Origin of the sequence: Bacillus sp. PS196, assembly GCF_037963555.1 — a bacterium.
Lineage (GTDB): Bacteria > Bacillota > Bacilli > Bacillales > Bacillaceae > Bacillus > Bacillus subtilis.
In genome coordinates this window covers 2,412,539-2,436,449 of the sequence record NZ_CP150159.1, presented here as the reverse complement: position 1 = coordinate 2,436,449, position 23,911 = coordinate 2,412,539, and the positions used below count along the sequence as shown (strand labels likewise).

Below are 23,911 nucleotides of genomic sequence, written 5' to 3'. Positions count from 1 at the left end.
GAAAAAGGGGATTTGAATGGAAATCAAACAAATCATGGTAGCTGGCGCAGGTCAGATGGGGAGCGGAATTGCTCAAACAGCCGCCGACGCGGGCTTTTATGTGCGGATGTATGATGTGAATCCAGAGGCCGCGGAGGCAGGATTGAAACGGCTGAAGAAACAGCTGGCCCGTGATGCTGAGAAAGGAAAAAGGACCGAGACGGAAGTGAAGAGCGTAATCAGCCGCATTTCGATTTCTCAAACGCTTGAGGAGGCAGAGCATGCGGACATTGTGATTGAGGCTATCGCAGAAAACATGGCGGCAAAAACTGAGATGTTTAAAACACTTGATCGCATTTGCCCGCCTCATACGATTTTGGCCAGCAATACATCTTCCTTGCCTATTACAGAAATCGCTGCTGTAACAAACCGGCCTCAACGGGTTATTGGCATGCATTTTATGAATCCCGTCCCTGTAATGAAGCTGGTAGAAGTGATTCGAGGCTTGGCTACATCAGAAGAAACGGCCTTAGATGTTATGGCATTAGCGGAAAAGATGGGGAAAACAGCGGTAGAAGTCAATGATTTTCCTGGGTTTGTTTCCAACCGTGTGCTTCTTCCAATGATTAATGAAGCCATCTATTGCGTGTATGAGGGAGTGGCGAAGCCGGAGGCAATAGATGAAGTGATGAAGCTGGGCATGAATCATCCGATGGGTCCGCTTGCATTAGCGGATTTTATCGGACTGGATACGTGTTTATCAATTATGGAAGTCCTTCACTCAGGCCTTGGCGATTCCAAATACCGTCCTTGCCCGCTGCTCCGCAAGTATGTCAAAGCAGGCTGGCTTGGCAAAAAGAGCGGACGCGGTTTTTATGACTATGAGGAGAAGACTTCCTGAAGTCTATTCCATCCGGGGGTGGCCGAGTTGCATGTAACCCAAGAGCAAGTCATGATGCGAAAAATGGTGCGTGATTTTGCACGAAAAGAAATTGCTCCCGCTGCGGAAATCATGGAGAAAACGGACGAATTTCCCTTTCAGCTGATCAAAAAAATGGGTAAACACGGACTGATGGGAATACCGGTGCCGGAACAATACGGCGGTGTCGGAGCGGACGTTGTTTCTTATATTTTGGCAATTCATGAGATTTCTAGAATCAGCGCGGCTGTCGGCGTGATTCTCTCCGTTCATACCTCGGTCGGCACAAATCCGATTCTGTATTTCGGCAACGAAGAGCAAAAGATGAAATATATACCAAAGCTCGCGTCAGGAGACCATTTGGGCGCATTTGCACTAACGGAGCCTCACTCGGGGTCGGATGCCGGGAGCCTCCGCACAACAGCAATCAAAAAGAACGGCAAATATCTATTAAACGGATCGAAAATATTCATAACGAATGGCGGAGCAGCTGATATCTATATCACATTTGCTTTAACAGCTCCAGATCAAGGCAGGCACGGGATTTCGGCTTTTATTGTTGAAAAAAACACACCCGGTTTTACCGTTGGAAAAAAAGAAAGAAAGCTGGGGCTTTATGGCTCCAATACTACGGAACTGATTTTTGATAATGCAGAAGTGCCTGAAGCCAATTTGCTTGGCAAAGAGGGGGATGGCTTTCACATTGCCATGGCGAATTTAAATGTCGGTCGGATCGGCATTGCGGCACAGGCCCTCGGAATTGCAGAGGCGGCTCTTGAGCATGCCGTTGATTATGCGAAGCAGCGAGTGCAATTTGGAAGGCCGATCGCAGCCAATCAAGCCATTTCATTTAAGCTGGCTGATATGGCGACTAGAGCTGAGGCGGCAAGACATCTTGTCTACCACGCTGCAGACCTTCATAACCGCGGCCTAAACTGTGGAAAAGAAGCGTCTATGGCTAAACAATTTGCTTCCGATGCAGCCGTAAAGGCGGCGTTAGACGCCGTTCAAATTTATGGGGGATATGGCTATATGAAGGATTATCCAGTTGAGCGCCTGCTTCGCGATGCAAAGGTGACGCAAATTTATGAAGGGACGAACGAGATTCAAAGACTGATTATTTCCAAGTATTTGCTTGGCGGAACCTGATAGACAAAAAACGCAAAAACGGAGGTTGAGGATATGGAGGAGAAACAGCATTATTCTCCAGGGTTGGACGGTGTGATTGCGGCAGAAACTCATATTTCTTATCTTGACACGCAGTCCAGCCAGATTTTGATAAGAGGCTATGATTTAATAGAACTTTCTGAAACAAAAAGCTATCTGGAGCTTGTCCATTTATTGCTGGAGGGCAGGCTGCCAGAAGAAAGTGAAATGGAGACGCTGGAACGTAAAATAAACAGTGCCTCAAGCCTGCCTGCTGATCATCTCCGTCTGCTTGAGCTGCTCCCTGAGGGCACTCATCCAATGGATAGTCTGCGTACCGGCCTGTCGGCACTTGCTGGCTATGATCGGCAAATTGATGATCGGTCTCCTTCCGCAAACAAAGAACGCGCCTATCAGCTTCTTGGGAAAATGCCTGCCCTCACTGCTGCCAGCTACAGGATCATTAATAAGAAAGAACCGATTCTTCCGCTTCAAACCCTATCCTACAGTGCGAATTTTCTCTACATGATGACAGGGAAATTGCCGTCTTCATTGGAAGAACAGATTTTTGACCGGTCGCTCGTCCTGTACAGTGAGCATGAGATGCCGAATTCAACCTTTGCGGCCAGGGTCATTGCATCTACACATTCAGATCTTTATGGGGCTTTGACTGGGGCTGTCGCTTCCCTGAAAGGGAATCTTCACGGAGGAGCAAACGAAGCTGTGATGTATTTGCTTTTGGAGGCAAAAACGACATCTGATTTTGAGCAGCTTTTGCAAACAAAACTGAAAAGAAAAGAAAAAATCATGGGCTTCGGCCACCGGGTGTATATGAAAAAAATGGACCCGAGAGCACTCATGATGAAAGAGGCGCTGCAGCAATTATGCGATAAAGCCGGTGACCATCGTTTATATGAGATGTGCGAAGCGGGTGAGCGGCTGATGGAGAAGGAAAAAGGGCTTTACCCGAATTTGGATTACTATGCTGCCCCAGTGTATTGGATGCTCGGCATACCGATTCCTTTATATACGCCGATCTTTTTCAGCGCGAGAACGTCCGGTTTATGCGCCCATGTGATCGAACAGCATACCAATAATCGGCTCTTCCGTCCCCGTGTCAGTTACATGGGCCCGCGATATCAAACAAAACCATGAAAGGAACTGGTAGAATGCCGAAAACGGATCGTGTTATCGAAGAAATCACAGACTATGTGCTTGAGAAAGAGATTACTAGTGCCGAAGCGTATACAACAGCGGGGCATGTATTGCTGGATACCCTGGGCTGCGGGATCTTGGCGCTACGGTATCCGGAATGCGCAAAGCTGCTTGGCCCGATTGTTCCAGGAACGACTGTGCCGAATGGAAGCAAAGTGCCGGGAACGTCATATGTTCTCGATCCTGTGAGGGCAGCGTTTAATATCGGCTGCATGATTCGCTGGCTCGATTACAACGATACGTGGCTGGCGGCGGAGTGGGGGCATCCATCCGATAACTTGGGAGGAATCCTTGCCGCTGCTGATTATGTATCAAGAGTGAGGCTGTCTGAAGGAAAAGAGCCGTTAACAGTACGCGACGTACTTGAGATGATGATCAAAGCACACGAGATCCAAGGTGTGCTGGCGTTAGAAAACAGCTTAAATCGAGTTGGCCTTGACCATGTGCTGTTTGTCAAAGTTGCGACAACCGCTGTTGCGGCAAAGCTTTTGGGCGGCGGAAGAGAAGAAATCAAAAATGCGCTTTCGAATGCATGGATTGACAATGCAGCATTGAGGACATACCGCCATTCACCAAATACAGGCTCGCGTAAATCATGGGCGGCAGGAGATGCAACGAGCAGAGGTGTTCATTTGGCGCTGATGTCGTTAAAAGGGGAAATGGGTTATCCGACAGCCCTGAGTGCACCGGGTTGGGGGTTCCAAGACGTTTTATTCAATAAGAAAGAGATCAAGCTTGCCCGTCCGCTCGACGCTTATGTCATGGAAAATGTGTTATTTAAAGTGTCTTATCCTGCGGAATTTCACGCCCAGACAGCGGCGGAGTGCGCCGTCATTCTTCACCCGCAGGTAAAGAACCGGATTGATGAGATTGACCGAGTTGTCATCAGAACGCATGAATCCGCTATCCGAATCATTGATAAAAAAGGCCCGCTCCACAATCCGGCAGACCGTGATCACTGCCTCCAATACATTACAGCAATCGGTTTGCTTTTTGGTGATATCACCGCACAGCATTATGAAGCTGAAACAGCGAGTGATCCGAGAATAGATAAACTTCGTGATAAAATGGAAGTGACTGAAAATAAAACATATACCGAGGATTATTTGAAACCTGATAAACGTTCCATCTCAAATGCCGTTCAGGTTCATTTTAAAGACGGAACGAGCACGGAAATGGTGGAATGTGAGTTTCCCCTCGGCCATCGTTTTCGAAGAGAGGAAGCAGTGCCGAAACTGCTGGAAAAGTTTTCTGACAATCTCAAAACCCATTTTCCTGATAAACAGCACAAACACATTTATGAGCGCTGTACCAGCTATGAGACATTACAAACGATGCGCGTAAATGAATTCGTAGACATGTTCTGCATGTAAAAGGGGGATTTGTTTCATGTCGTGGATCGTCAATAAGCAATCGTCACAAGAGGAGCTTGCAGGGCGTTTCCGCAAGCTGATGTCAGCACCGGACATTCTTCAAATTCCCGGCGCCCATGACGGGATGGCCGCTTTGCTTGCGAAAGAAGCCGGTTTTTCTGCTATTTATTTGTCCGGTGCTGCCTATACAGCCAGCAGGGGGCTGCCTGATTTAGGGATCATCACATCGGCAGAGATAGCTGAACGGGCCAAAGATCTTGTACGTGCAGCTGATCTGCCTCTGCTTGTGGATATCGATACGGGATTTGGCGGTGTCTTAAATGCCGCCCGAACAGCCCGGGAGATGCTTGAAGCAAGGGTAGCAGCCGTTCAAATAGAAGACCAGCAGCTCCCAAAAAAATGCGGACATTTAAATGGCAAACAGCTAGTTCCGATAAAGGAAATGGCGCAAAAAATAAAAGCCATTAAACAAGCGGCACCCTCCCTTATTGTTGTTGCCCGTACTGATGCCAGGGCGCAGGAAGGGCTTGCTGCCGCAATAAAACGTTCAGAGGCTTACATTGAGGCGGGAGCGGACGCAATTTTCCCGGAAGCGCTACAGGCGGAGAATGAATTCCGCCAGTTTGCTGAGCGTATCCCCGTTCCGCTCCTTGCGAATATGACTGAATTTGGGAAAACGCCATATTATCGTGCCGATGAATTCGAAGATATGGGGTTTCACATGGTGATATATCCTGTCACCTCGCTTCGAGCGGCGGCAAAAGCTTGTGAGCGGATGTTTGGTTTGATGAAGGAGCACGGCTCACAAAAAGAAGGACTTCATGATATGCAGACACGAAAAGAACTGTACGATACGATTTCTTATTATGACTATGAAGCGTTAGACAAAACGATTGCCAAGACCGTTTTGCCTGACGAATAATGCAACAAAAAAAGCCGGAGCATTCTCCGGCTTTTTTTCAGCTATCGTTTTCTGAATCGCGGGCTGACTTGATTGCGTTTTCTGTCTCTGTATAAAATGAACCCGGCCAGCACATAGAGGCCGATCGCAAAAAAGATGAATCCTGACAACCCTTGGAGCCAAAGAGCTGAAAATGGCTTGATTGTATGGCTGAAAAGTGTATCTCTCATCAGTTTAATGCCTAAAGCAGAAATAGCCCCGGGGATGACTAATATTAAAAGCGCAAGAAGTCGGCTCATCTTCAGAAAACCCCTTTATCTTTTCATTTCCTTTATTGTCCAGCGGAAAAAATATTTTGTCAAGAGAAGAAAACGTGGTAACATAGGGTTGTGCAAATTATTGCAACGGAATAAACAGGTGTGCAAATTTTTTCATACAAAGGGGTATCGGGATGCAAAAGGTACTGATAGTAGGTGCCGGCAAAAGGGGAACGGCGTTATTACATATTCTGATTAAAACAGCCATCATAGATATTATTGCCGTAGTTGACAAAGACCCCGAGGCGCCGGGATTGAAAGAAGCAGAACAGTATGGGATTGCCGTATCATCTGATTGGAAACCTTACATACAACAAAAACCGGATATCGTCATTCATACTACCGGCGATCAAGCCGTGTTTGACGAGCTCCTTCAAAGAAAGCATGAAGATACCATTGTCATGCCGGGAAAAATGGCATACATCGTTTTTCAGCTGATGGAAGAAAAGCAGCACCTGATTCAAATGCTAAAAGAGCAAACCTATAAATATGACAGAATTTTTAATTCCACCCATGATGGAATGATTTTTATTGATATCAATGAAGAAATCATTCTCTTTAACCATATGGCCGAAAAAATGGTCGGAAAAAAACGTGAGGAAGTCATTGGGCGCCCAATAAAAGAAGTGATTCCGAGCACGAAGATGCCGCGGATTTTAAAAACAAGAGTGCCTGAATACAACCAGAAGCAACTGTTAGGCGATCATTTGCAAATTGTGACTACAAGACTGCCGATTATTGATGAAGGCGGACGTCTGCTCGGGGCTCTTTGTGTGTTTAAAGATATCACTGATGCGGTCGAGCTGGCAGAGGAAGTGACCAACTTAAAGCAGGTCCGTACGATGCTGGAGGCAATTATTCAATCCTCCGATGAGGCGATTTCTGTCGTTGATGAAAACGGCATCGGCCTGCTAATCAATAAAGCGTATACGAAAATGACGGGGCTTTCTGAAAAAGAAGTCATCGGCAAGCCTGCAAACACTGATATTTCCGAAGGCGAAAGCATGCATTTAAAGGTGCTTGAAACAAGACGTCCTGTCCGCGGTGTCAGAATGAAGGTCGGCCCGAATGAAAAAGAGGTCATCGTTAATGTAGCACCGGTGATTGTGGACGGGATTTTGAAAGGCAGCGTCGGCGTGATTCACGATGTTTCCGAAATTAAAATGCTGACAGCGGAGCTTAACCGCGCCAGACAAATTATTCGCACGCTTGAAGCGAAATACACGTTTGACGACATTATCGGCAAAAGCGAGCAAATGCTGGTTGCGCTTGAGCAGGCGAAGCTCGGTGCGAAAACACCGGCAACCATCTTGCTGCGCGGGGAATCAGGAACAGGAAAAGAACTGTTCGCCCATGCCATCCATAACGAAAGTGACCGGAAATACAATAAATTTATTCGCGTGAATTGTGCAGCCCTTTCTGAAAACCTGCTCGAATCAGAATTGTTCGGCTATGAGGATGGTGCGTTTTCAGGAGCGAAGCGCGGCGGTAAAAAGGGTTTATTTGAGGAAGCAAATAACGGCAGTATTTTCTTAGATGAAATCGGTGAGCTGACACAAAATATGCAGGCCAAATTGCTGCGCGTCCTTCAAGAAAAGGAAATCGTCAGAGTGGGCGGCACGAAAGCGATCCCTGTCAACGTCAGAGTGATCGCGGCGACAAATGTAAATATTGAAAAGGCGATGGCGGACGGAACATTCCGGGAAGACCTGTATTACCGGATCAATCGCTATCCGATCTCCATCCCGCCTTTGCGGCAGCGGTTGGAGGACATTGAAGCATTGAGCGTCAGACTTATCCAAAAGATCAACCGGGATTACGGCAGGAATGTAAAAGGGCTCTCACAGCAAGCCTTGCGCGCCTTATCTGCCTACCATTGGCCTGGGAATGTCCGGGAGCTTGAAAATGTCCTTGGACGAGCCATGATTTTTCTGAATCCGCATATGGAATGGATTGAAAAAGATCACTTGCCTGTATTCGAACTTGAGCAAAAAGAAAATGACACAGACCAGGGAACAGGTTTTGATTTTCCGGATATTGAAGGCGAAAAGCTGTCTGTCGCAGTAGAAAAATTTGAAGCACATTTGATCCAGCAAACGCTTGAAAAGCATCATTTTAACCGGACAAAAACAGCAAAAGCTCTCGGTGTCAGCATTCGGAACTTATATTACAAAATGGATAAATATGGCCTTGCAAATGAAGGCATGCAATAATTTGCAGAATAAACGCAAACATCTGCACGAATGTTTCAATATACCTGGTATGACAGCACCCTTAAGAGCTGGCATGGAACTTGCATAATAAAAGGCGGAGTCGAAACAAGAAAGGTGGTAACAGATGAAGCTGAAAGATTTAATCGGCAAAGCGTCGATACACAAAAATAAGACCATTGCGGTTGCTCATGCTGAGGATGAGGAAGTGATCCGGGCTGTAAAGCTGGCAGCCGAGCACCTATCCGCCCGTTTCTTGTTAACGGGCGACAGCACAAAACTGAACGATCTGACATCATCCATGCAAGGGCATCAAGTGGAAATCGTCCATGCTGATACTCCTGAGGAATCGGCGAAATTAGCGGTTCGTGCTGTACACCATAAAACAGCGGACGTTTTAATGAAAGGCAATGTGCCGACTTCTGTTTTGCTTAAAGCGGTATTGAACAGACAGGAGGGGCTTCGGTCAGCAAGTGTCCTTTCTCACGTGGCTGTCTTCGATATACCGGATTTTGACCGGCTGATGTTTGTGACAGATTCGGCAATGAATATTGCTCCTTCGCTGGAAGAGCTCCGGCAGATTTTGCAAAATGCCGTTCATGTGGCCCATGCAGTGGGGAACAATATGCCAAAAGCAGCTGCTCTTGCAGCGGTCGAAACGGTGAACCCTAAAATGGAAGCGACCGTGAATGCAGCTTCTCTAGCTCAAATGTACAAAAGGGGCCAGATCAAAGGTTGCATTGTTGATGGACCGCTTGCTTTGGATAACGCAGTTTCACAAATTGCCGCGGCTCAGAAAAAAATTTCGGGAGACGTAGCGGGCAACGCAGATATCCTTCTCGTCCCAACAATTGAGGCCGGCAATATTTTATATAAATCACTGATTTATTTTGCCAAAGCCAGCGTGGCGGCTGTCATAACAGGAGCCAAAGCACCGATTGCCTTAACAAGCAGAGCGGACTCTGCTGAAAATAAACTGTATTCCATTGCGCTGGCAATATGCGCATCCGAAGAATACACACATTAGGAGGAACGAACATGGAACTTTTTAAATATATGGAGAAATACGATTACGAACAATTGGTATTCTGCCAGGATGAACAATCTGGATTAAAAGCGATTATCGCGATTCATGATACAACGCTTGGTCCGGCGCTTGGCGGAACGAGAATGTGGACATATGAAAATGAAGAAGCGGCAATTGAAGATGCGCTCAGATTGGCTAGAGGCATGACCTATAAGAACGCGGCGGCAGGCTTAAACCTTGGCGGCGGAAAAACAGTCATTATCGGCGATCCGCGCACAGACAAAAATGAAGAAATGTTCCGCGCGTTTGGCCGCTATATTCAAGGGCTGAACGGCAGATACATCACGGCTGAAGATGTGGGCACAACGGTCGAGGATATGGATATCATTCATGATGAAACAGACTACGTTACAGGGATTTCTCCTGCGTTCGGCTCTTCTGGAAATCCGTCCCCAGTCACAGCGTACGGGGTGTACAGAGGAATGAAGGCAGCAGCTAAAGCTGCTTTCGGAACCGACTCTCTTGAAGGAAAAACCATTGCTGTACAGGGTGTTGGGAACGTAGCCTATAACCTTTGCCGCCACCTGCATGAAGAAGGAGCAAACTTAATCGTTACGGATATCAACAAACAATCTGTACAGCGTGCAGTTGAAGATTTTGGCGCCCGTGCTGTAGATCCTGATGACATTTATTCACAAGACTGCGATATTTATGCGCCGTGTGCCCTTGGTGCGACTATTAACGACGACACCATTAAACAGCTGAAGGCGAAAGTGATCGCAGGTGCGGCTAACAACCAATTAAAAGAGACACGCCATGGTGATCAAATTCACGAAATGGGCATTGTTTATGCACCGGATTACGTGATTAACGCGGGCGGTGTTATCAACGTGGCAGATGAGCTTTACGGCTATAATGCAGAACGTGCATTGAAAAAAGTCGAAGGCATTTACGGCAATATCGAGCGTGTACTAGAGATTTCTCAGCGTGACGGCATTCCTGCATATTTAGCGGCTGACCGCTTGGCAGAGGAACGGATTGAACGCATGCGCCGCTCAAGAAGCCAGTTTTTGCAAAACGGCCACAGTGTATTAAGCAGACGTTAAGAAATTGATCTGGAGGTTATGAAAGTGCTACATGACGAAAAACGCATTCTCACAATTAATCCAGGCTCAACTTCAACGAAAATCGGTGTTTTTCATAACGAAAGAAGCATTTTTGAAAAAACATTGAGACACAACATAGAAGAGCTGCAGCGATTTGACCGAATTATTGATCAGTATGAATTTCGTAAAAACCATATTCTCGAAACGCTTCATGAACAGGGAATCAATATTTCAAAGTTTGATGCAGTCTGCGCAAGAGGCGGCCTTCTCCGGCCAATTGAAGGCGGGACCTACGTAGTGAATGATGAGATGATTGAGGATTTGAAAAGCGGCTACGCCGGTCAGCATGCTTCTAATCTCGGCGGCATTATCGCGCGGGAAATCGCTGATGGCCTGAATATCCCTTCGTATATCGTCGACCCTGTTGTCGTAGACGAAATGTCAGTGCTTGCGAAAGTGTCAGGCATGCCTGAAATTGAACGGAAAAGCATTTTCCATGCGTTAAACCAAAAAGCTGTCGCTCGTAAAGCGGCAGCCTCTCTTGGCAAACGATATGAGAACATGAAAATGATTATTACCCATATGGGCGGAGGTATTACAATTGGCGTCCATGACCGCGGGCGAGTGGTAGATGTCAATAACGGCCTGCACGGCGAGGGACCATTCAGTCCTGAACGAGCAGGAACAGTGCCTGCGGGAGATCTTGTTGATCTATGTTTTTCAGGGGAATATACAAAAGAAGAAATCATGAAAAAGCTTGTTGGCACCGGCGGACTTTTAGGCTATCTCGGTACTAATGATGCAGTAAAAGTGGAACAGATGATTCAAGGGGGCGATGAAAAAGCCCGCTTCATTTATGATGCCATGGCATATCAGGTAGCAAAGGAAATCGGGGCAGCCAGCGCGGCGTTAAAAGGCGAAGTTGAAGCGATTGTGCTGACGGGAGGCCTTGCGTACGGCAAAAGCTTTGTTTCTGCTATCAGATCATACATAGATTGGATTTCAGACGTTTTAGTCTATCCGGGTGAAAATGAACTGCAGTCTCTTGCCCAAGGGGCGCTCAGAGTATTGCAGGGCGAAGAGCAATCCAAACAATATCGTATTGAATAGACAGACAGGAGTGAGTCACCATGGCAACTGAGTATGACGTAGTCATTCTGGGCGGCGGTACCGGCGGTTATGTTGCGGCCATCAGAGCCGCTCAGCTCGGCTTAAAAACAGCCGTTGTGGAAAAGGAAAAACTCGGAGGAACATGTCTGCATAAAGGCTGTATCCCGAGTAAAGCGCTGCTTAGAAGCGCAGAGGTATACCGGACAGCTCGTGAAGCCGATCAATTCGGGGTGGAAACGGCTGGCGTGTCCCTCAACTTTGAAAAAGTGCAGCAGCGTAAGCAAGCCGTTGTTGATAAGCTTGCAGCGGGTGTAAATCATTTAATGAAAAAAGGAAAAATTGACGTGTACACCGGATATGGACGTATCCTTGGACCGTCAATCTTCTCTCCGCTGCCGGGAACAATTTCTGTTGAGCGGGGAAATGGCGAAGAAAATGACATGCTGATACCGAAACAAGTGATCATTGCAACAGGATCAAGACCGAGAATGCTTCCGGGCCTTGAAGCGGACGGTAAGTCTGTACTGACTTCAGATGAGGCGCTCCAAATGGAGGAGCTGCCACAATCAATCATCATTGTCGGCGGAGGGGTTATCGGTATCGAATGGGCGTCTATGCTTCATGATTTTGGTGTGAAGGTAACAGTTATTGAATACGCGGATCGCATATTGCCGACTGAAGATCTAGAGATTTCAAAAGAAATGGAAAGTCTTCTTAAGAAAAAAGGCATCCAGTTCATAATAGGGGCAAAAGTGCTGCCTGACACAATGACAAAAACATCAGATGATATCAGCATACAAGCGGAAAAAGACGGAGAAACCGTTACCTACTCTGCTGAGAAAATGCTTGTTTCCATCGGCAGACAGGCAAATATCGAAGGCATCGGCCTAGAGAACACCGATATTGTTACTGAAAATGGCATGATTTCAGTCAATGAAAGCTGCCAAACGAAGGAATCTCATATTTATGCAATCGGAGACGTAATCGGTGGCCTGCAGTTAGCTCACGTTGCTTCACATGAGGGAATTATTGCTGTTGAGCATTTTGCAGGTCTCAATCCGCATCCGCTTGATCCGACGCTTGTGCCGAAGTGCATTTACTCAAGCCCTGAAGCTGCCAGTGTCGGCTTAACCGAAGACGAAGCAAAGGCGAACGGGCATAATGTCAAAATCGGCAAGTTCCCGTTTATGGCGATTGGAAAAGCGCTTGTATACGGTGAAAGCGACGGTTTTGTCAAAATCGTGGCGGACCGAGATACAGATGATATTCTCGGCGTTCATATGATCGGCCCGCATGTCACCGACATGATTTCTGAAGCGGGTCTTGCCAAAGTGCTGGACGCAACGCCGTGGGAGGTCGGGCAAACGATTCACCCGCATCCAACGCTTTCTGAAGCAATTGGAGAAGCAGCGCTTGCCGTAGATGGCAAAGCCATTCATTTTTAAAAGCATAAAGGAGGGGCTTGAATGAGTACAAACCGACATCAAGCACTAGGGCTGACTGATCAGGAAGCCGTTGATATGTATAGAACCATGCTGTTAGCAAGAAAAATCGATGAAAGAATGTGGCTCTTAAACCGTTCTGGCAAAATTCCATTTGTAATCTCTTGTCAAGGACAGGAAGCAGCACAAGTAGGAGCGGCTTTCGCACTTGACCGTGAAATGGATTATGTATTGCCGTACTACAGAGACATGGGTGTCGTGCTCGCGTTTGGCATGACAGCAAAGGACTTAATGATGTCCGGGTTTGCAAAAGCAGCAGATCCGAACTCAGGAGGCCGCCAGATGCCAGGGCATTTCGGACAAAAGAAAAACCGCATTGTGACGGGATCATCTCCGGTTACAACGCAAGTGCCGCACGCAGTCGGTATTGCGCTTGCGGGACGTATGGAGAAAAAGGATATCGCAGCCTTTGTTACATTCGGGGAAGGGTCTTCAAACCAAGGCGATTTCCATGAAGGGGCAAACTTTGCCGCTGTCCATAAGCTGCCGGTTATTTTCATGTGTGAAAACAACAAATACGCAATCTCAGTGCCTTACGATAAGCAAGTCGCTTGTGAGAACATTTCCGACCGTGCCATAGGCTATGGGATGCCTGGCGTAACTGTGAATGGAAATGATCCGCTGGAAGTTTATCAAGCGGTTAAAGAAGCACGCGAAAGGGCACGCAGAGGAGAAGGCCCGACATTAATTGAAACGATTTCTTACCGCCTTACACCACATTCCAGTGATGACGATGACAGCAGCTACAGAGGCCGTGAAGAAGTAGAGGAAGCGAAAAAAAGTGATCCCCTGCTTACTTATCAAGCTTACTTAAAGGAAACAGGCCTGCTGTCCGATGAGATAGAACAAACCATGCTGGATGAAATTATGGCAATCGTAAATGAAGCGACGGATGAAGCGGAGAACGCCCCTTATGCAGCTCCTGAGTCAGCGCTTGATTATGTGTATGCGAAGTAGGGAGGAAGAACAAATGTCAGTAATGTCATATATTGATGCAATCAATTTGGCGATGAAAGAAGAAATGGAACGAGATTCTCGCGTCTTCGTCCTTGGGGAAGATGTAGGAAGAAAAGGCGGTGTGTTTAAAGCGACAGCCGGACTCTATGAACAATTTGGGGAAGAGCGCGTTATGGATACGCCGCTTGCTGAATCTGCGATCGCAGGAGTCGGTATCGGAGCGGCAATGTACGGAATGAGACCGATTGCTGAAATGCAGTTTGCTGATTTCATTATGCCGGCGGTCAACCAAATTATTTCTGAGGCGGCTAAAATCCGCTACCGTAGCAACAATGACTGGAGCTGTCCGATTGTCGTCAGAGCGCCATACGGCGGAGGCGTGCACGGAGCCTTGTATCATTCTCAATCAGTCGAAGCAATTTTCGCCAACCAGCCCGGACTGAAAATTGTCATGCCATCAACACCATATGACGCCAAGGGTCTATTAAAAGCCGCAGTTCGTGACGAAGACCCGGTGCTGTTTTTTGAGCACAAGCGGGCGTACCGTCTGATAAAGGGAGAGGTTCCGGCTGATGATTATGTCCTGCCAATCGGCAAGGCTGACGTAAAACGGGAAGGCGACGACATCACAGTGATCACATACGGTCTGTGTGTCCACTTTGCCTTACAAGCTGCAGAACGTCTCGAAAAAGATGGCATTTCAGCGCATGTGGTGGATTTAAGAACAGTTTACCCGCTTGATAAAGAAGCGATTATCGAAGCTGCGTCCAAAACTGGAAAGGTTCTTTTGGTCACAGAAGATACAAAAGAAGGCAGCATCATGAGCGAAGTAGCCGCAATTATATCCGAGCATTGTCTGTTCGACTTAGACGCGCCGATCAAACGGCTTGCAGGTCCTGATATTCCGGCTATGCCTTATGCGCCGACAATGGAAAAATACTTTATGGTCAACCCTGATAAAGTGGAAGCGGCGATGAGAGAATTAGCGGAGTTTTAAAGACGTAAGGGAGGATACAATCATGGCAATTGAACAAATGACGATGCCGCAGCTTGGAGAAAGCGTAACAGAGGGGACGATCAGCAAATGGCTTGTCGCCCCCGGTGATAAAGTGAACAAATACGATCCGATCGCGGAAGTCATGACAGATAAGGTAAATGCAGAGGTTCCGTCTTCTTTTACTGGTACAATAACAGAGCTTGTGGGAGAAGAAGGCCAAACCCTGCAAGTCGGAGAAGTGATTTGCAAAATTGAAACAGAAGGCGCGAATCCGGCTGAACAAAATCAAGAACAGCCAGCTGCATCAAAAGCCGCTGAGACGCCTGCTGCAAAAAGTGCCGAAGCCGCTGATCAGCCCAATAAAAAGCGCTACTCGCCAGCTGTACTCCGTTTGGCCGGAGAGCACGGCATAGATCTAGAACAAGTAACAGGAACAGGTGCCGGCGGGCGCATCACACGAAAAGATATTCAGCGCTTAATTGAAACAGGCGGCGTGCAAGAACAGAATCCTGAGGAGCTGAAAACAGCAGCTCCTGCACCGAAGTCTGCATCAAAACCTGAGCCAAAAGAAGAGACGTCATATCCTGCATCTGCAGCCGGTGATAAAGAAATCCCTGTCACAGGTGTAAGAAAAGCAATTGCTTCCAATATGAAGCGAAGCAAAACAGAAATTCCGCATGCTTGGACGATGATGGAAGTCGACGTCACAAATATGGTTGCATATCGCAACAGTATAAAAGATTCCTTTAAGAAGACAGAAGGCTTTAATTTAACGTTCTTCGCCTTTTTTGTAAAAGCGGTCGCTCAGGCGTTAAAAGAATTCCCGCAAATGAATAGCATGTGGGCGGGGGACAAAATTATTCAGAAAAAGGATATCAATATTTCAATTGCAGTTGCCACAGAGGATTCTTTATTTGTTCCGGTGATTAAAAACGCTGATGAAAAAACAATTAAAGGCATTGCGAAAGACATTACCGGCCTAGCTAAAAAAGTAAGAGACGGAAAACTCACTGCAGATGACATGCAGGGAGGCACGTTTACCGTCAACAACACAGGTTCGTTCGGGTCTGTTCAGTCGATGGGCATTATCAACTACCCTCAGGCTGCGATTCTTCAAGTAGAATCCATCGTCAAACGCCCGGTTGTCATGGAGAATGGCATGATTGCTGTCAGAGACATGGTTAATCTGTGTCTGTCCTTAGATCACAGAGTGCTTGACGGTCTCGTGTGCGGACGATTCCTCGGACGAGTGAAACAAATTTTAGAATCGATTGACGAGAAGACATCTGTTTACTAAATAAGAAAAAAGAGCATTTTTTGAAGTTTTGTTTCAAAAAATGCTCTTTTTCTATTATTCAGCGATTCGTATTTTCATTTCGACACGATATTCTTCTTGTTTTTTCGGGGAGTAATGAATCGGTATGATTAACTCGTATACATCACTGACAACTGTTAATTGGCGGTCTGCGATATACTTGATAAGCTTCTGTAAGTTGAGAAAATAATGTTCAGGCGAAAAATTATACGCGATACACGCATACCTCCCTTTAGGGATCGTTGTGATTTCCATATCCAGCGTAATTGATGAAATCTGTTTATTCGTCAATACAGGCGTGAAAATATGACGGTAAGTCATTTCATCAATGCTGGTGTAGGGCTGAAAAGAGAAAGTAGCGCCGTAGCTATTGTTCGTAAATCCATCTGCTGACTCGATAAATTTTTTTAATTTGCTGTAGGAGGCGTTGAGCACGTTTTCAGGCCCGATTCCTTCTGCCTCTGTCTGAATGATCCGTATTTCTTCTTCATCTAAAACAAACACCTCACCGAGCGCGGGATATTCCATCTGCCGTTTCATCCGCTTTTTCACCAATGAAATGGTTTGCTCCAGGGCTGATAAAAAGTCTAATTTCTCCCTGATTTGCCTCTCCTGCTCTGTATAAAAAGTAAACAGTTCTTCCATCTCTAAGTCCTGTGCTTTTTTCATCTCTTCTAAAGGTGTGCCGATATATTTCAATGATTTGATCAAATCCAGATGAATGAGCTGAGAATCTGTATAATAGCGGTAGCTGGTATCCGGGTCGACGTAGGCTGGTTTAAATAAATCAATTTTATCGTAATAACGGAGCGCTTTTATCGACACGTTTGCCAGTTTTGATACTTCCCCAATTGAGTAATACGATTCCTTCATGCCATCACTCCTTCTATCATCAGTATAAAGAAGAAGCGCATTCTTTGCAGTACACAAAGAATGCGCTTCTTATCACGTGCTGGCTTTAAGATGTGCAGGCGCTTTCCAAGCAATGGTCAGTGCAATCCCTATGGCTAAGGTGACCGTTGCAAAGTAGAAAGGATAGTTTACATCTATATCGAACAGCATTCCGCCGATAATAGGCCCGAATACATTGCCGATACTTGTAAACATTGAATTCATACCGCCGGCAAACCCCTGTTCATTTCCCGCAATCTTTGACAGGTAAGTCGTTACCGCAGGCCGCATGAGATCAAATCCGACAAATACGGTGACTGTCACCAGCAGAATCGCAACATATGAATGTACCGTTGTCAGCAAGAATACCAGACTCGTCGAGAGAATTAAGCTGTACCGAATTAAATGGATTTCACCAAACCATCTTGTGAAGCGGTCGAATAAGACGACTTGCGTAATGGCGCCAACAATCGCTCCTCCTGTAATCATAATGGCAATGTCGCTGGCCGTAAAACCGAATTTATGATCCACGAATAATGCAAATAAAGATTCAAATGATGCTAAACCAAAAGACGAAATTAAGATAATGAGAAAAGCTATGAAATACATGGGGGCAAAAATCCGTTTAAAGCCTGTCTTCTGCCCTTTTATTTCCTGATTTTCAGGGTTTCGTTCCGGCTCGCGCAGCGTGAGGATTGATAAAATGGCTGCTAACAGTGCAAAAGCTGCCGCAAAGAAAAAAGGCAGCCGGGAATGGACTTCTGCTAAAAATCCCCCGATGCCGGGGCCGATAATAAATCCTGTTGAAATAGCGGCTGACATATAACCGAGCGCTTTTGGCCGTGTTTTAATGGTCGTGATATCTGCGATAAAAGCCGTGACCCCGGGCATAATGAAGGCTGCGCTGATACCGCCCAGCATACGGGAGATAAATAACATCTCAACTGTTTTTCCAATGCCGAATAAAAACTCCGACACACTAAAGAACAACAGGCCGATCACGATCATGATCTTGCGCCCGAAGCGATCAACCCATCGTCCGGCTATTGGTGAGACAATGAGCTGTGTAATAGCGAAGCAGGCAACCATATAGCCGACCGCGGTTCCCGATAAATGCAATTCATTCATAATGGTCGGCGTTACTGGAATCACAAGCCCGATCCCCAAAAAAGCAATAAATAAATTGGTTAATAATATAGTTAAGGTAATATTTTTCTTCTCCATATGACTTCCCCTTTTTCAAGTGTGTATCCCTTATACTGTAAGACCTCCTCCTAGGGGAGAGTCAACGGATTTGCAAAATCTTTCTAAAGCCTTATGACAGTTATTCATTTGCGGGAACAAGCATGTCGATATGCTGCGGCAGGACCTGAATGACTGCGGGTGTATGTGTATAAACTTCTCCATCCATATCCGCCTTTTTGGCAGTGTCTGTTTCAATCTCGATACGGGAGGCCTGGACATAGGACAGCTCTCCGGTAAAACGATCAATTGAGCCCTGTTCCATGCTCATCAGCTCCCGCAGCGCGGTGAGGTTGGTGTTGCGGCATATGAGAACATCAAGTAAGCCGTCTTCAATACTGGCATCGGGCAGAGGAATTCGATTCGTTCCAATGTATTGGCCATTCATCACAAGCAGCATAACGGCTTCTTCTTTAATTTCTTCTCCATCAATTTTTAATGTCATCGGAAACGATGCAGCGGATGAGACGGTTCGCAAGGCACTTGTAAAATAGCTGATTTTTCCCAATAATGCTTTTTCCGTTTCGTTGATTTGATTCGACGTTTCTGCAATTAAGCCGATCCCCCAGAAATTCAAAAAATAACGGTCATTCATCTGACATACGTCTACGCTGGTTTTTTTTCCTGCCATAAGTGCTTCCGCGGCCTTTGCAAGATTTTGAGGGATGCCAAGCACTCTTGAAAAGTCATTGCACGTGCCGCCGGGCAAAATTCCGACAGCGGGTTTTCTTGCTAGAGCGCTGATAGCATTTATGCATTGATGGATCGTGCCGTCGCCGCCGAGAATGAAGACGGTGTCGACAGAATCATCAATGGATTGGCAAAAATGATACGCATCATCCTTTTTCTTTGTCTGCTTAATAATCACCTCATCTAAATGGTGAGATAAAACCGGCACCACAGCACCAAGTGCTTTTTCTATATTTTTGTTACCGGCATTTCCGTTATGAATCAGTAACGCTTTCCTGTGGCTCATATACAACTGCTCCTTTATTTTACTTCTAGTTATATAATCCCCTTTTTCTGTAAGCAGTAAACGAAGAGCAAAAAAAGTGCACGGCGAAGCAAAGTCATTTGCCGATATGGACGTTTCCTTGCTATCATAAGAACAGATGATGAAAAAGGAGAGGTCTTCATTGAACATGGACTTTAATTTATTTATGAATGATATTGTCCGCCAAGCGAGACAAGAAATAACAGCTGCCGGATACACCGAGCTTAAAACAGCCGAAGAGGTGGATGAGGCACTTACGAAAAAAGGAACGACGCTCGTCATGGTAAACTCTGTTTGCGGATGCGCCGGAGGAATTGCAAGACCGGCAGCCTACCATTCCGTTCACTATGATAAAAGACCTGATCAGCTCGTCACCGTTTTTGCCGGACAGGATAAAGAAGCGACAGCGCGTGCGCGTGACTATTTTGAAGGTTATCCGCCATCTTCTCCGTCCTTTGCGATTTTGAAAGACGGAAAGATCATGAAAATGGTAGAGCGCCATGAAATTGAAGGCCATGAGCCGATGGCCGTAGTGGCAAAGCTGCAGGAAGCCTTTGAAGAATATTGTGAAGAAGTATAAGACGAACAACCCGGATGCTAAAAGCACCCCGGGTTTTTTTGTGCATAAATTTCCAAGGATATATGAATAAATATTAAGGGATTATTCAATCGGATTGTACAGCGATTTAATTTTTATCTAGTAATATCAGAAGAGATCACTGGAAAGATAAGCTTAAAGATAATTTTTAAAAATAGTATTGCATAAAAATGAGAAACTGTTTAAAATACAAATTAACGAATAAATATTCAAATACACCAAAAGTAATGAATACGGGGGAAATGGATCATGAAAAAATGGCTCTTATTACTTGTAGCTGCTTGCATCACCTTTGCATTAACTGCGTGCGGCTCAAGCAATTCAGGTTCAGAAAGCGGAAAGAAAAAATTAATTATGGGTACTTCGGCGGATTACAAACCGTTTGAATATAAAGAAGGAGATAATATTGTCGGCTTTGATGTAGAGCTGGCAAAAGCTCTGGCAAAGAAGGCAGGCTATGAAATTGAAGTGCAGGATATGGACTTCAACAGCTTAATTACAGCGCTTAAATCAAAACAGGTGGATCTCGTTCTGTCAGGAATGACACCAACGCCTGAGCGTAAAAAACAAGTTGATTTTTCCGATGTGTATTACACAGCGAACCATATGATTGTCAGCAAAAAAGACAGCGGCATTCAATCTTTGAAAGACCTGAAAGGAAAAACAGTTGGCGTTCAGCTTGGCTCTATTCAGGAAGAGAAGGGGAAAGAGCTTTCTCCGGAATATGGTTTTAAAACAGAAGACCGCAACAGAATTTCTGATTTGGTGCAGGAAATCAAATCTGACCGTTTCGATGCCGCGATTATTGAAGACATTGTTGCAGAAGGGTATTTCAAATCAAATGATGACCTGCAAGGCTTTGTGATTCCTGATGCGAAAGCGGAAGAAGCCGGTTCAGCAATTGCTTTCAGAAAGGACAGTGAACTGACAGACAAATTCAATAAAGCGCTCAAGGAAATGGAAGATAACGGAGAGCTTGAGAAATTGAAGAAAAAATGGTTCACTGGCGAGAAGTAAAAAAAAGCGGCTCAACTTTTTCGTTGAGCCTTTTTATTGAATAGGAAACTTTTTTCCTGTAAGAAAAGGAGACAAAGGCTATGAATTTGGATTTTTCAGCAACGATCCCCCAAATTCCTTTTATATTAGAAGGCTTGGCAATTACATTAAAAATTGTTGTTGTATCTGCTATTATCGGACTTATACTCGGTATTGTGCTAAGCTTATGCAAGATCAGCACATTCCGCCCGTTTATCTGGATCGCTGATTTTTATACATCAGTGTTCCGAGGCACGCCTTTAGTGCTGCAGCTTATGATTGTCTATTTTGGCCTTCCTCAGCTGCTCGGATTTCAAATTGACCAGTTTTGGGCTGCGGTTGTCGCATTGTCTTTGAATTCCGCCGCTTATGTATCGGAAATTATCAGAGCCGGAATCAATGCCATTGATAAAGGGCAAAAAGAAGCTGCTGTTGCACTCGGTGTCCCGTATGGAAAAATGATGAAAGATCTGCTGCTGCCGCAGGCCTTCAAAAATATATCACCTGCAATTGTGAATGAATTAATTACGTTAACAAAAGAATCGGCGATCGTTACCGTCATCGGGCTTGGTGATGTCATGAGACGCGCATATCAAGCTGGCGCCGCCACTTACAATTACCTTGAGCCGCTCATTATCGCGGGATTGATTTATTATGTGCTTGTCCTGATTTTAACGTTTATCGGCAAGGCTGTAGAAAGGAAGCTGAAATCCAATGATTAAGGTTGAAAAGCTGTCAAAATCATTTGGGAAACACGAAGTATTAAAAAACATTTCAACAACAATCGCTGAGGGTGAGGTTGTTGCCGTGATCGGTCCTTCAGGCTCAGGCAAATCAACGTTCTTACGCTGTTTAAACCTGTTGGAAAAGCCTAACGGCGGAACCATTACAATAAAAGACACAGAGATTACGAAGCCGAAAACCAACACATTAAAGGTCCGGGAAAACATCGGGATGGTTTTTCAGCATTTTCATCTCTTTCCGCACAAAACGGTTCTCGAAAACATCATGTACGCGCCTGTCAATGTAAAAAAAGAATCAAAACAGGCTGCACAGGAGAAAGCTGAGGACCTGCTCCGCAAAGTCGGTTTGTTTGAAAAGCGAAATGACTATCCAAACCGTTTGTCTGGCGGACAAAAACAGCGTGTCGCGATTGCCAGGGCTCTTGCGATGAATCCGGACATCATGCTGTTTGACGAGCCGACCTCCGCCCTTGATCCAGAGATGGTCAAAGAAGTGCTACAGGTGATGAAAGAGCTGGTCGAAACCGGCATGACCATGGTGATTGTCACACATGAAATGGGCTTCGCAAAAGAAGTGGCAGACCGTGTGCTGTTTATGGACCAAGGAATGATTGTCGAAGACGGCAATCCGAAGGAATTTTTTATGTCGCCAAAATCCAAAAGAGCGCAGGACTTTTTAAAGAAAATATTATAGAATATAAAAAAGAAGAAGGCTGGCCGCCTCTTCTTTTTTATTGAAGAAACAAATAGAAATGGAGTCCGACATGTTTAAAATTGGTTACCGCACAATAAAGACCGCGCTTGGAACAGCTTTGGCTATTTATATAAGCCAGTTATTGCATTTGCAAAACTTCGCATCAGCAGGAATCATCACCATTTTGTGTATACAAATCACACAAAAACGGTCGCTTCAGGCCTCATGGGCCCGCTTTGCGGCATGCTGTCTGGCAATTGCTTTTTCTTATCTCTTTTTCGAGCTTATTGGCTACCACCCGTTTGTGATCGGAGCGCTTCTTTTGATATTCATTCCGATAACGGTTCTGTTAAAAATTAACGAGGGTATCGTCACCAGTTCTGTTATTATCCTTCATTTATACATGTCCGGCGGCATTACGCCTACTTTCATCTGGAATGAAGTTCAGCTGATTACGGTCGGCATCGGCGTCGCTCTATTGATGAACTTGTATATGCCGAGTCTTGATCGGAAGCTGATTGCTTACCGTAAAAAGATAGAGGATAACTTTGCTGTCATTTTTGCAGAAATCGAACGGTATTTGTTAACTGGTGAGCAAGATTGGTCTGGAAAAGAAATTCCGGAAACGCACCAGCTTATTACGGAGGCTAAAAACCTGGCATATCGAGATGTGCAAAACCACATTTTGCGTTATGAAAATCTGCATTATCATTATTTTAAAATGAGAGAAAAGCAATTTGAAATTATCGAACGCCTTCTCCCTAAAGTGACATCGATCTCCATTACGGTAGATCAGGGAAAAATGATCGCTGAATTTATTCATGATTTGCGGGAGGCGATACACCCTGGGAATACAGCGTACAAATTTCTGAAAAGACTTGCTGACATGAGAAAAGAATTTGAGGAGATGCCGCTTCCGGCGACTAGAGAGGAATTTGAAGCGAGGGCCGCTCTCTTCCATCTTCTCGGCGAAATGGAACAATATTTAGTGATTAAAAGTTATTTTAAAGGAATAAAAGCGCAAAAATCACTCGGATGATTCGCATGAGCTCTTCCTTCATTGGTCAACCTAATGAAAAAGGAGGAGCTTATGCGTTTTTTCTTATGTTCGATTATTATGATGATTTCACCGATTTGGCCGCTCGGCGAAAATCCGCTGCCGGGTGATCCATATGTTATTGTCAACAAGCAAACAAATGAACTTGCTGTTATCCTCGACAACAGAGTAGAAGGCGTGTATAGTGTGGCGACTGGAAAAACAGATGATTTGACGCCTGAAGGAGAGTTTTCGGTAACGGTAAAAGCGGAAAATCCTTACTACAGAAAGAAAAATATTGAAGGGGGATCTCCTGACAACCCGCTTGGGGCAAGATGGATCGGATTTGACGCGAAAGGAACGGACGGGCGGATTTATGGAATTCATGGGACAAACCGAGAGGAATCAGTAGGAAAATTTGTGTCTAACGGCTGCATACGTATGCATAACGATGAGGTCGTTCATTTGTTTCAAACGATACCAGTAGGAACGAGAGTGCTGATCACGGACGACAACCGCTCTTTTGAGGAGATTGCCATCGAGCATAAAGCTCTGATAAAAAAGCAGGATATTCCCATTGAATAAGGCGCCTGCTTTTTTATCG

At 45.5% G+C, this 23,911-nt stretch carries 23 protein-coding genes; 19 read left to right on the top strand and 4 right to left on the bottom strand.

What is annotated here, in order from left to right; all coding sequences use genetic code 11:
- The first annotated feature begins 16 nt into the window (after positions 1 to 16).
- The 5 genes from NST79_RS12585 to prpB are packed head-to-tail and all read left to right on the top strand — an operon-like array spanning position 17 to position 5,554.
- Complete coding sequence (locus NST79_RS12585; RefSeq protein ID WP_014480222.1) at positions 17 to 880, top strand: 3-hydroxybutyryl-CoA dehydrogenase; 864 nt, start codon at positions 17 to 19, stop codon at positions 878 to 880.
- 27 nt (positions 881 to 907) lie between these two features.
- On the top strand, positions 908 to 2,047 hold the full coding sequence (locus NST79_RS12580; protein WP_212058860.1) for an acyl-CoA dehydrogenase: 1,140 nt from the start codon (positions 908 to 910) through the stop codon (positions 2,045 to 2,047).
- 33 nt (positions 2,048 to 2,080) lie between these two features.
- On the top strand, positions 2,081 to 3,199 hold the full coding sequence (mmgD, locus tag NST79_RS12575; protein ID WP_192857885.1) for a citrate synthase: 1,119 nt from the start codon (positions 2,081 to 2,083) through the stop codon (positions 3,197 to 3,199).
- Between the two features lie 14 nt (positions 3,200 to 3,213).
- Positions 3,214 to 4,632, top strand: coding sequence for a bifunctional 2-methylcitrate dehydratase/aconitate hydratase (locus NST79_RS12570; protein WP_080333419.1), 1,419 nt, complete (start codon positions 3,214 to 3,216; stop codon positions 4,630 to 4,632).
- Positions 4,633 to 4,648: 16 nt separating this feature from the next.
- Entirely contained in the window at positions 4,649 to 5,554 is a 906-nt protein-coding gene (gene prpB, locus NST79_RS12565) for a methylisocitrate lyase (protein WP_003230302.1), read from the top strand.
- Positions 5,555 to 5,595: 41 nt separating this feature from the next.
- On the opposite strand, the gene NST79_RS12560 is transcribed toward prpB, so the two are convergent.
- Entirely contained in the window at positions 5,596 to 5,832 is a 237-nt protein-coding gene (locus NST79_RS12560) for a DUF2627 domain-containing protein (protein ID WP_128993134.1), read from the bottom strand.
- Between the two features lie 152 nt (positions 5,833 to 5,984).
- Here NST79_RS12560 and NST79_RS12555 point away from each other — a divergent pair, with 152 nt between their 5' ends.
- The 8 genes from NST79_RS12555 (at position 5,985) to bfmBB (ending at position 16,056) form a co-directional block, all read left to right on the top strand.
- Entirely contained in the window at positions 5,985 to 8,063 is a 2,079-nt protein-coding gene (locus NST79_RS12555) for a sigma-54-dependent Fis family transcriptional regulator (protein WP_004398669.1), read from the top strand.
- A 124-nt stretch (positions 8,064 to 8,187) separates the two neighbouring features.
- Positions 8,188 to 9,087 carry a phosphate butyryltransferase gene (gene yqiS, locus NST79_RS12550; RefSeq protein WP_160245086.1) on the top strand — a complete coding sequence of 300 codons (900 nt, stop codon included), beginning with the start codon at positions 8,188 to 8,190 and terminating at the stop codon, positions 9,085 to 9,087.
- An 11-nt stretch (positions 9,088 to 9,098) separates the two neighbouring features.
- The gene (gene bcd / locus NST79_RS12545; protein ID WP_085186468.1) at positions 9,099 to 10,193 is read left to right on the top strand and encodes a branched-chain amino acid dehydrogenase; all 1,095 of its coding nucleotides are present in this window, start codon (positions 9,099 to 9,101) and stop codon (positions 10,191 to 10,193) included.
- Positions 10,194 to 10,211: 18 nt separating this feature from the next.
- Positions 10,212 to 11,303 carry a butyrate kinase gene (gene buk / locus NST79_RS12540; protein ID WP_003230311.1) on the top strand — a complete coding sequence of 364 codons (1,092 nt, stop codon included), beginning with the start codon at positions 10,212 to 10,214 and terminating at the stop codon, positions 11,301 to 11,303.
- Positions 11,304 to 11,323: 20 nt separating this feature from the next.
- A complete protein-coding gene (lpdA, locus tag NST79_RS12535; protein ID WP_139327895.1) occupies positions 11,324 to 12,748 on the top strand; it encodes a dihydrolipoyl dehydrogenase in 1,425 nt (474 codons plus the stop codon).
- Between the two features lie 21 nt (positions 12,749 to 12,769).
- Positions 12,770 to 13,762, top strand: a complete 993-nt coding sequence (gene bfmBAA / locus NST79_RS12530) for a 3-methyl-2-oxobutanoate dehydrogenase subunit alpha (RefSeq protein WP_004398565.1) — start codon at positions 12,770 to 12,772, stop codon at positions 13,760 to 13,762.
- 13 nt (positions 13,763 to 13,775) lie between these two features.
- A complete protein-coding gene (bfmBAB, locus tag NST79_RS12525) occupies positions 13,776 to 14,759 on the top strand; it encodes a 3-methyl-2-oxobutanoate dehydrogenase subunit beta (protein WP_004398638.1) in 984 nt (327 codons plus the stop codon).
- A 22-nt stretch (positions 14,760 to 14,781) separates the two neighbouring features.
- Entirely contained in the window at positions 14,782 to 16,056 is a 1,275-nt protein-coding gene (gene bfmBB / locus NST79_RS12520; protein ID WP_212058858.1) for a dihydrolipoamide acetyltransferase family protein, read from the top strand.
- Positions 16,057 to 16,110: 54 nt separating this feature from the next.
- Here bfmBB and bmrR read toward each other — a convergent pair whose 3' ends face one another.
- The 3 genes from bmrR to NST79_RS12505 form a co-directional block, all read right to left on the bottom strand.
- The gene (bmrR, locus tag NST79_RS12515) at positions 16,111 to 16,947 is read right to left on the bottom strand and encodes a multidrug efflux transcriptional regulator BmrR (protein WP_029317937.1); all 837 of its coding nucleotides are present in this window, start codon (positions 16,945 to 16,947) and stop codon (positions 16,111 to 16,113) included.
- A 72-nt stretch (positions 16,948 to 17,019) separates the two neighbouring features.
- The gene (gene bmr / locus NST79_RS12510) at positions 17,020 to 18,189 is read right to left on the bottom strand and encodes a multidrug efflux MFS transporter Bmr (protein WP_003230328.1); all 1,170 of its coding nucleotides are present in this window, start codon (positions 18,187 to 18,189) and stop codon (positions 17,020 to 17,022) included.
- Between the two features lie 100 nt (positions 18,190 to 18,289).
- Positions 18,290 to 19,183: a diacylglycerol kinase family lipid kinase gene (locus NST79_RS12505; RefSeq protein WP_212058855.1), complete on the bottom strand. Its 894-nt coding sequence runs from the start codon at positions 19,181 to 19,183 to the stop codon at positions 18,290 to 18,292.
- A 160-nt stretch (positions 19,184 to 19,343) separates the two neighbouring features.
- On the opposite strand from NST79_RS12505, the gene brxB reads away from it, so the two are divergent.
- The 6 genes from brxB to NST79_RS12475 all read left to right on the top strand — a co-directional run bounded on the left by brxB (position 19,344) and on the right by NST79_RS12475 (position 23,892).
- Positions 19,344 to 19,781 carry a bacilliredoxin BrxB gene (gene brxB, locus NST79_RS12500; protein ID WP_003226477.1) on the top strand — a complete coding sequence of 146 codons (438 nt, stop codon included), beginning with the start codon at positions 19,344 to 19,346 and terminating at the stop codon, positions 19,779 to 19,781.
- Positions 19,782 to 20,048: 267 nt separating this feature from the next.
- The gene (artP, locus tag NST79_RS12495) at positions 20,049 to 20,816 is read left to right on the top strand and encodes an arginine ABC transporter substrate-binding protein ArtP (RefSeq protein WP_004398706.1); all 768 of its coding nucleotides are present in this window, start codon (positions 20,049 to 20,051) and stop codon (positions 20,814 to 20,816) included.
- Between the two features lie 80 nt (positions 20,817 to 20,896).
- Positions 20,897 to 21,556, top strand: a complete 660-nt coding sequence (gene artQ / locus NST79_RS12490; protein ID WP_003230340.1) for an arginine ABC transporter permease ArtQ — start codon at positions 20,897 to 20,899, stop codon at positions 21,554 to 21,556.
- A complete protein-coding gene (gene artR, locus NST79_RS12485) occupies positions 21,549 to 22,271 on the top strand; it encodes an arginine ABC transporter ATP-binding protein ArtR (RefSeq protein ID WP_032730384.1) in 723 nt (240 codons plus the stop codon). Before artQ ends, artR begins: the two co-directional genes overlap by 8 nt.
- 70 nt (positions 22,272 to 22,341) lie before the next feature.
- A complete protein-coding gene (locus NST79_RS12480) occupies positions 22,342 to 23,310 on the top strand; it encodes an aromatic acid exporter family protein (protein ID WP_015251753.1) in 969 nt (322 codons plus the stop codon).
- Positions 23,311 to 23,361: 51 nt separating this feature from the next.
- Positions 23,362 to 23,892: a L,D-transpeptidase gene (locus NST79_RS12475; RefSeq protein ID WP_046663554.1), complete on the top strand. Its 531-nt coding sequence runs from the start codon at positions 23,362 to 23,364 to the stop codon at positions 23,890 to 23,892.
- The last annotated feature ends 19 nt before the right edge of the window (positions 23,893 to 23,911 follow it).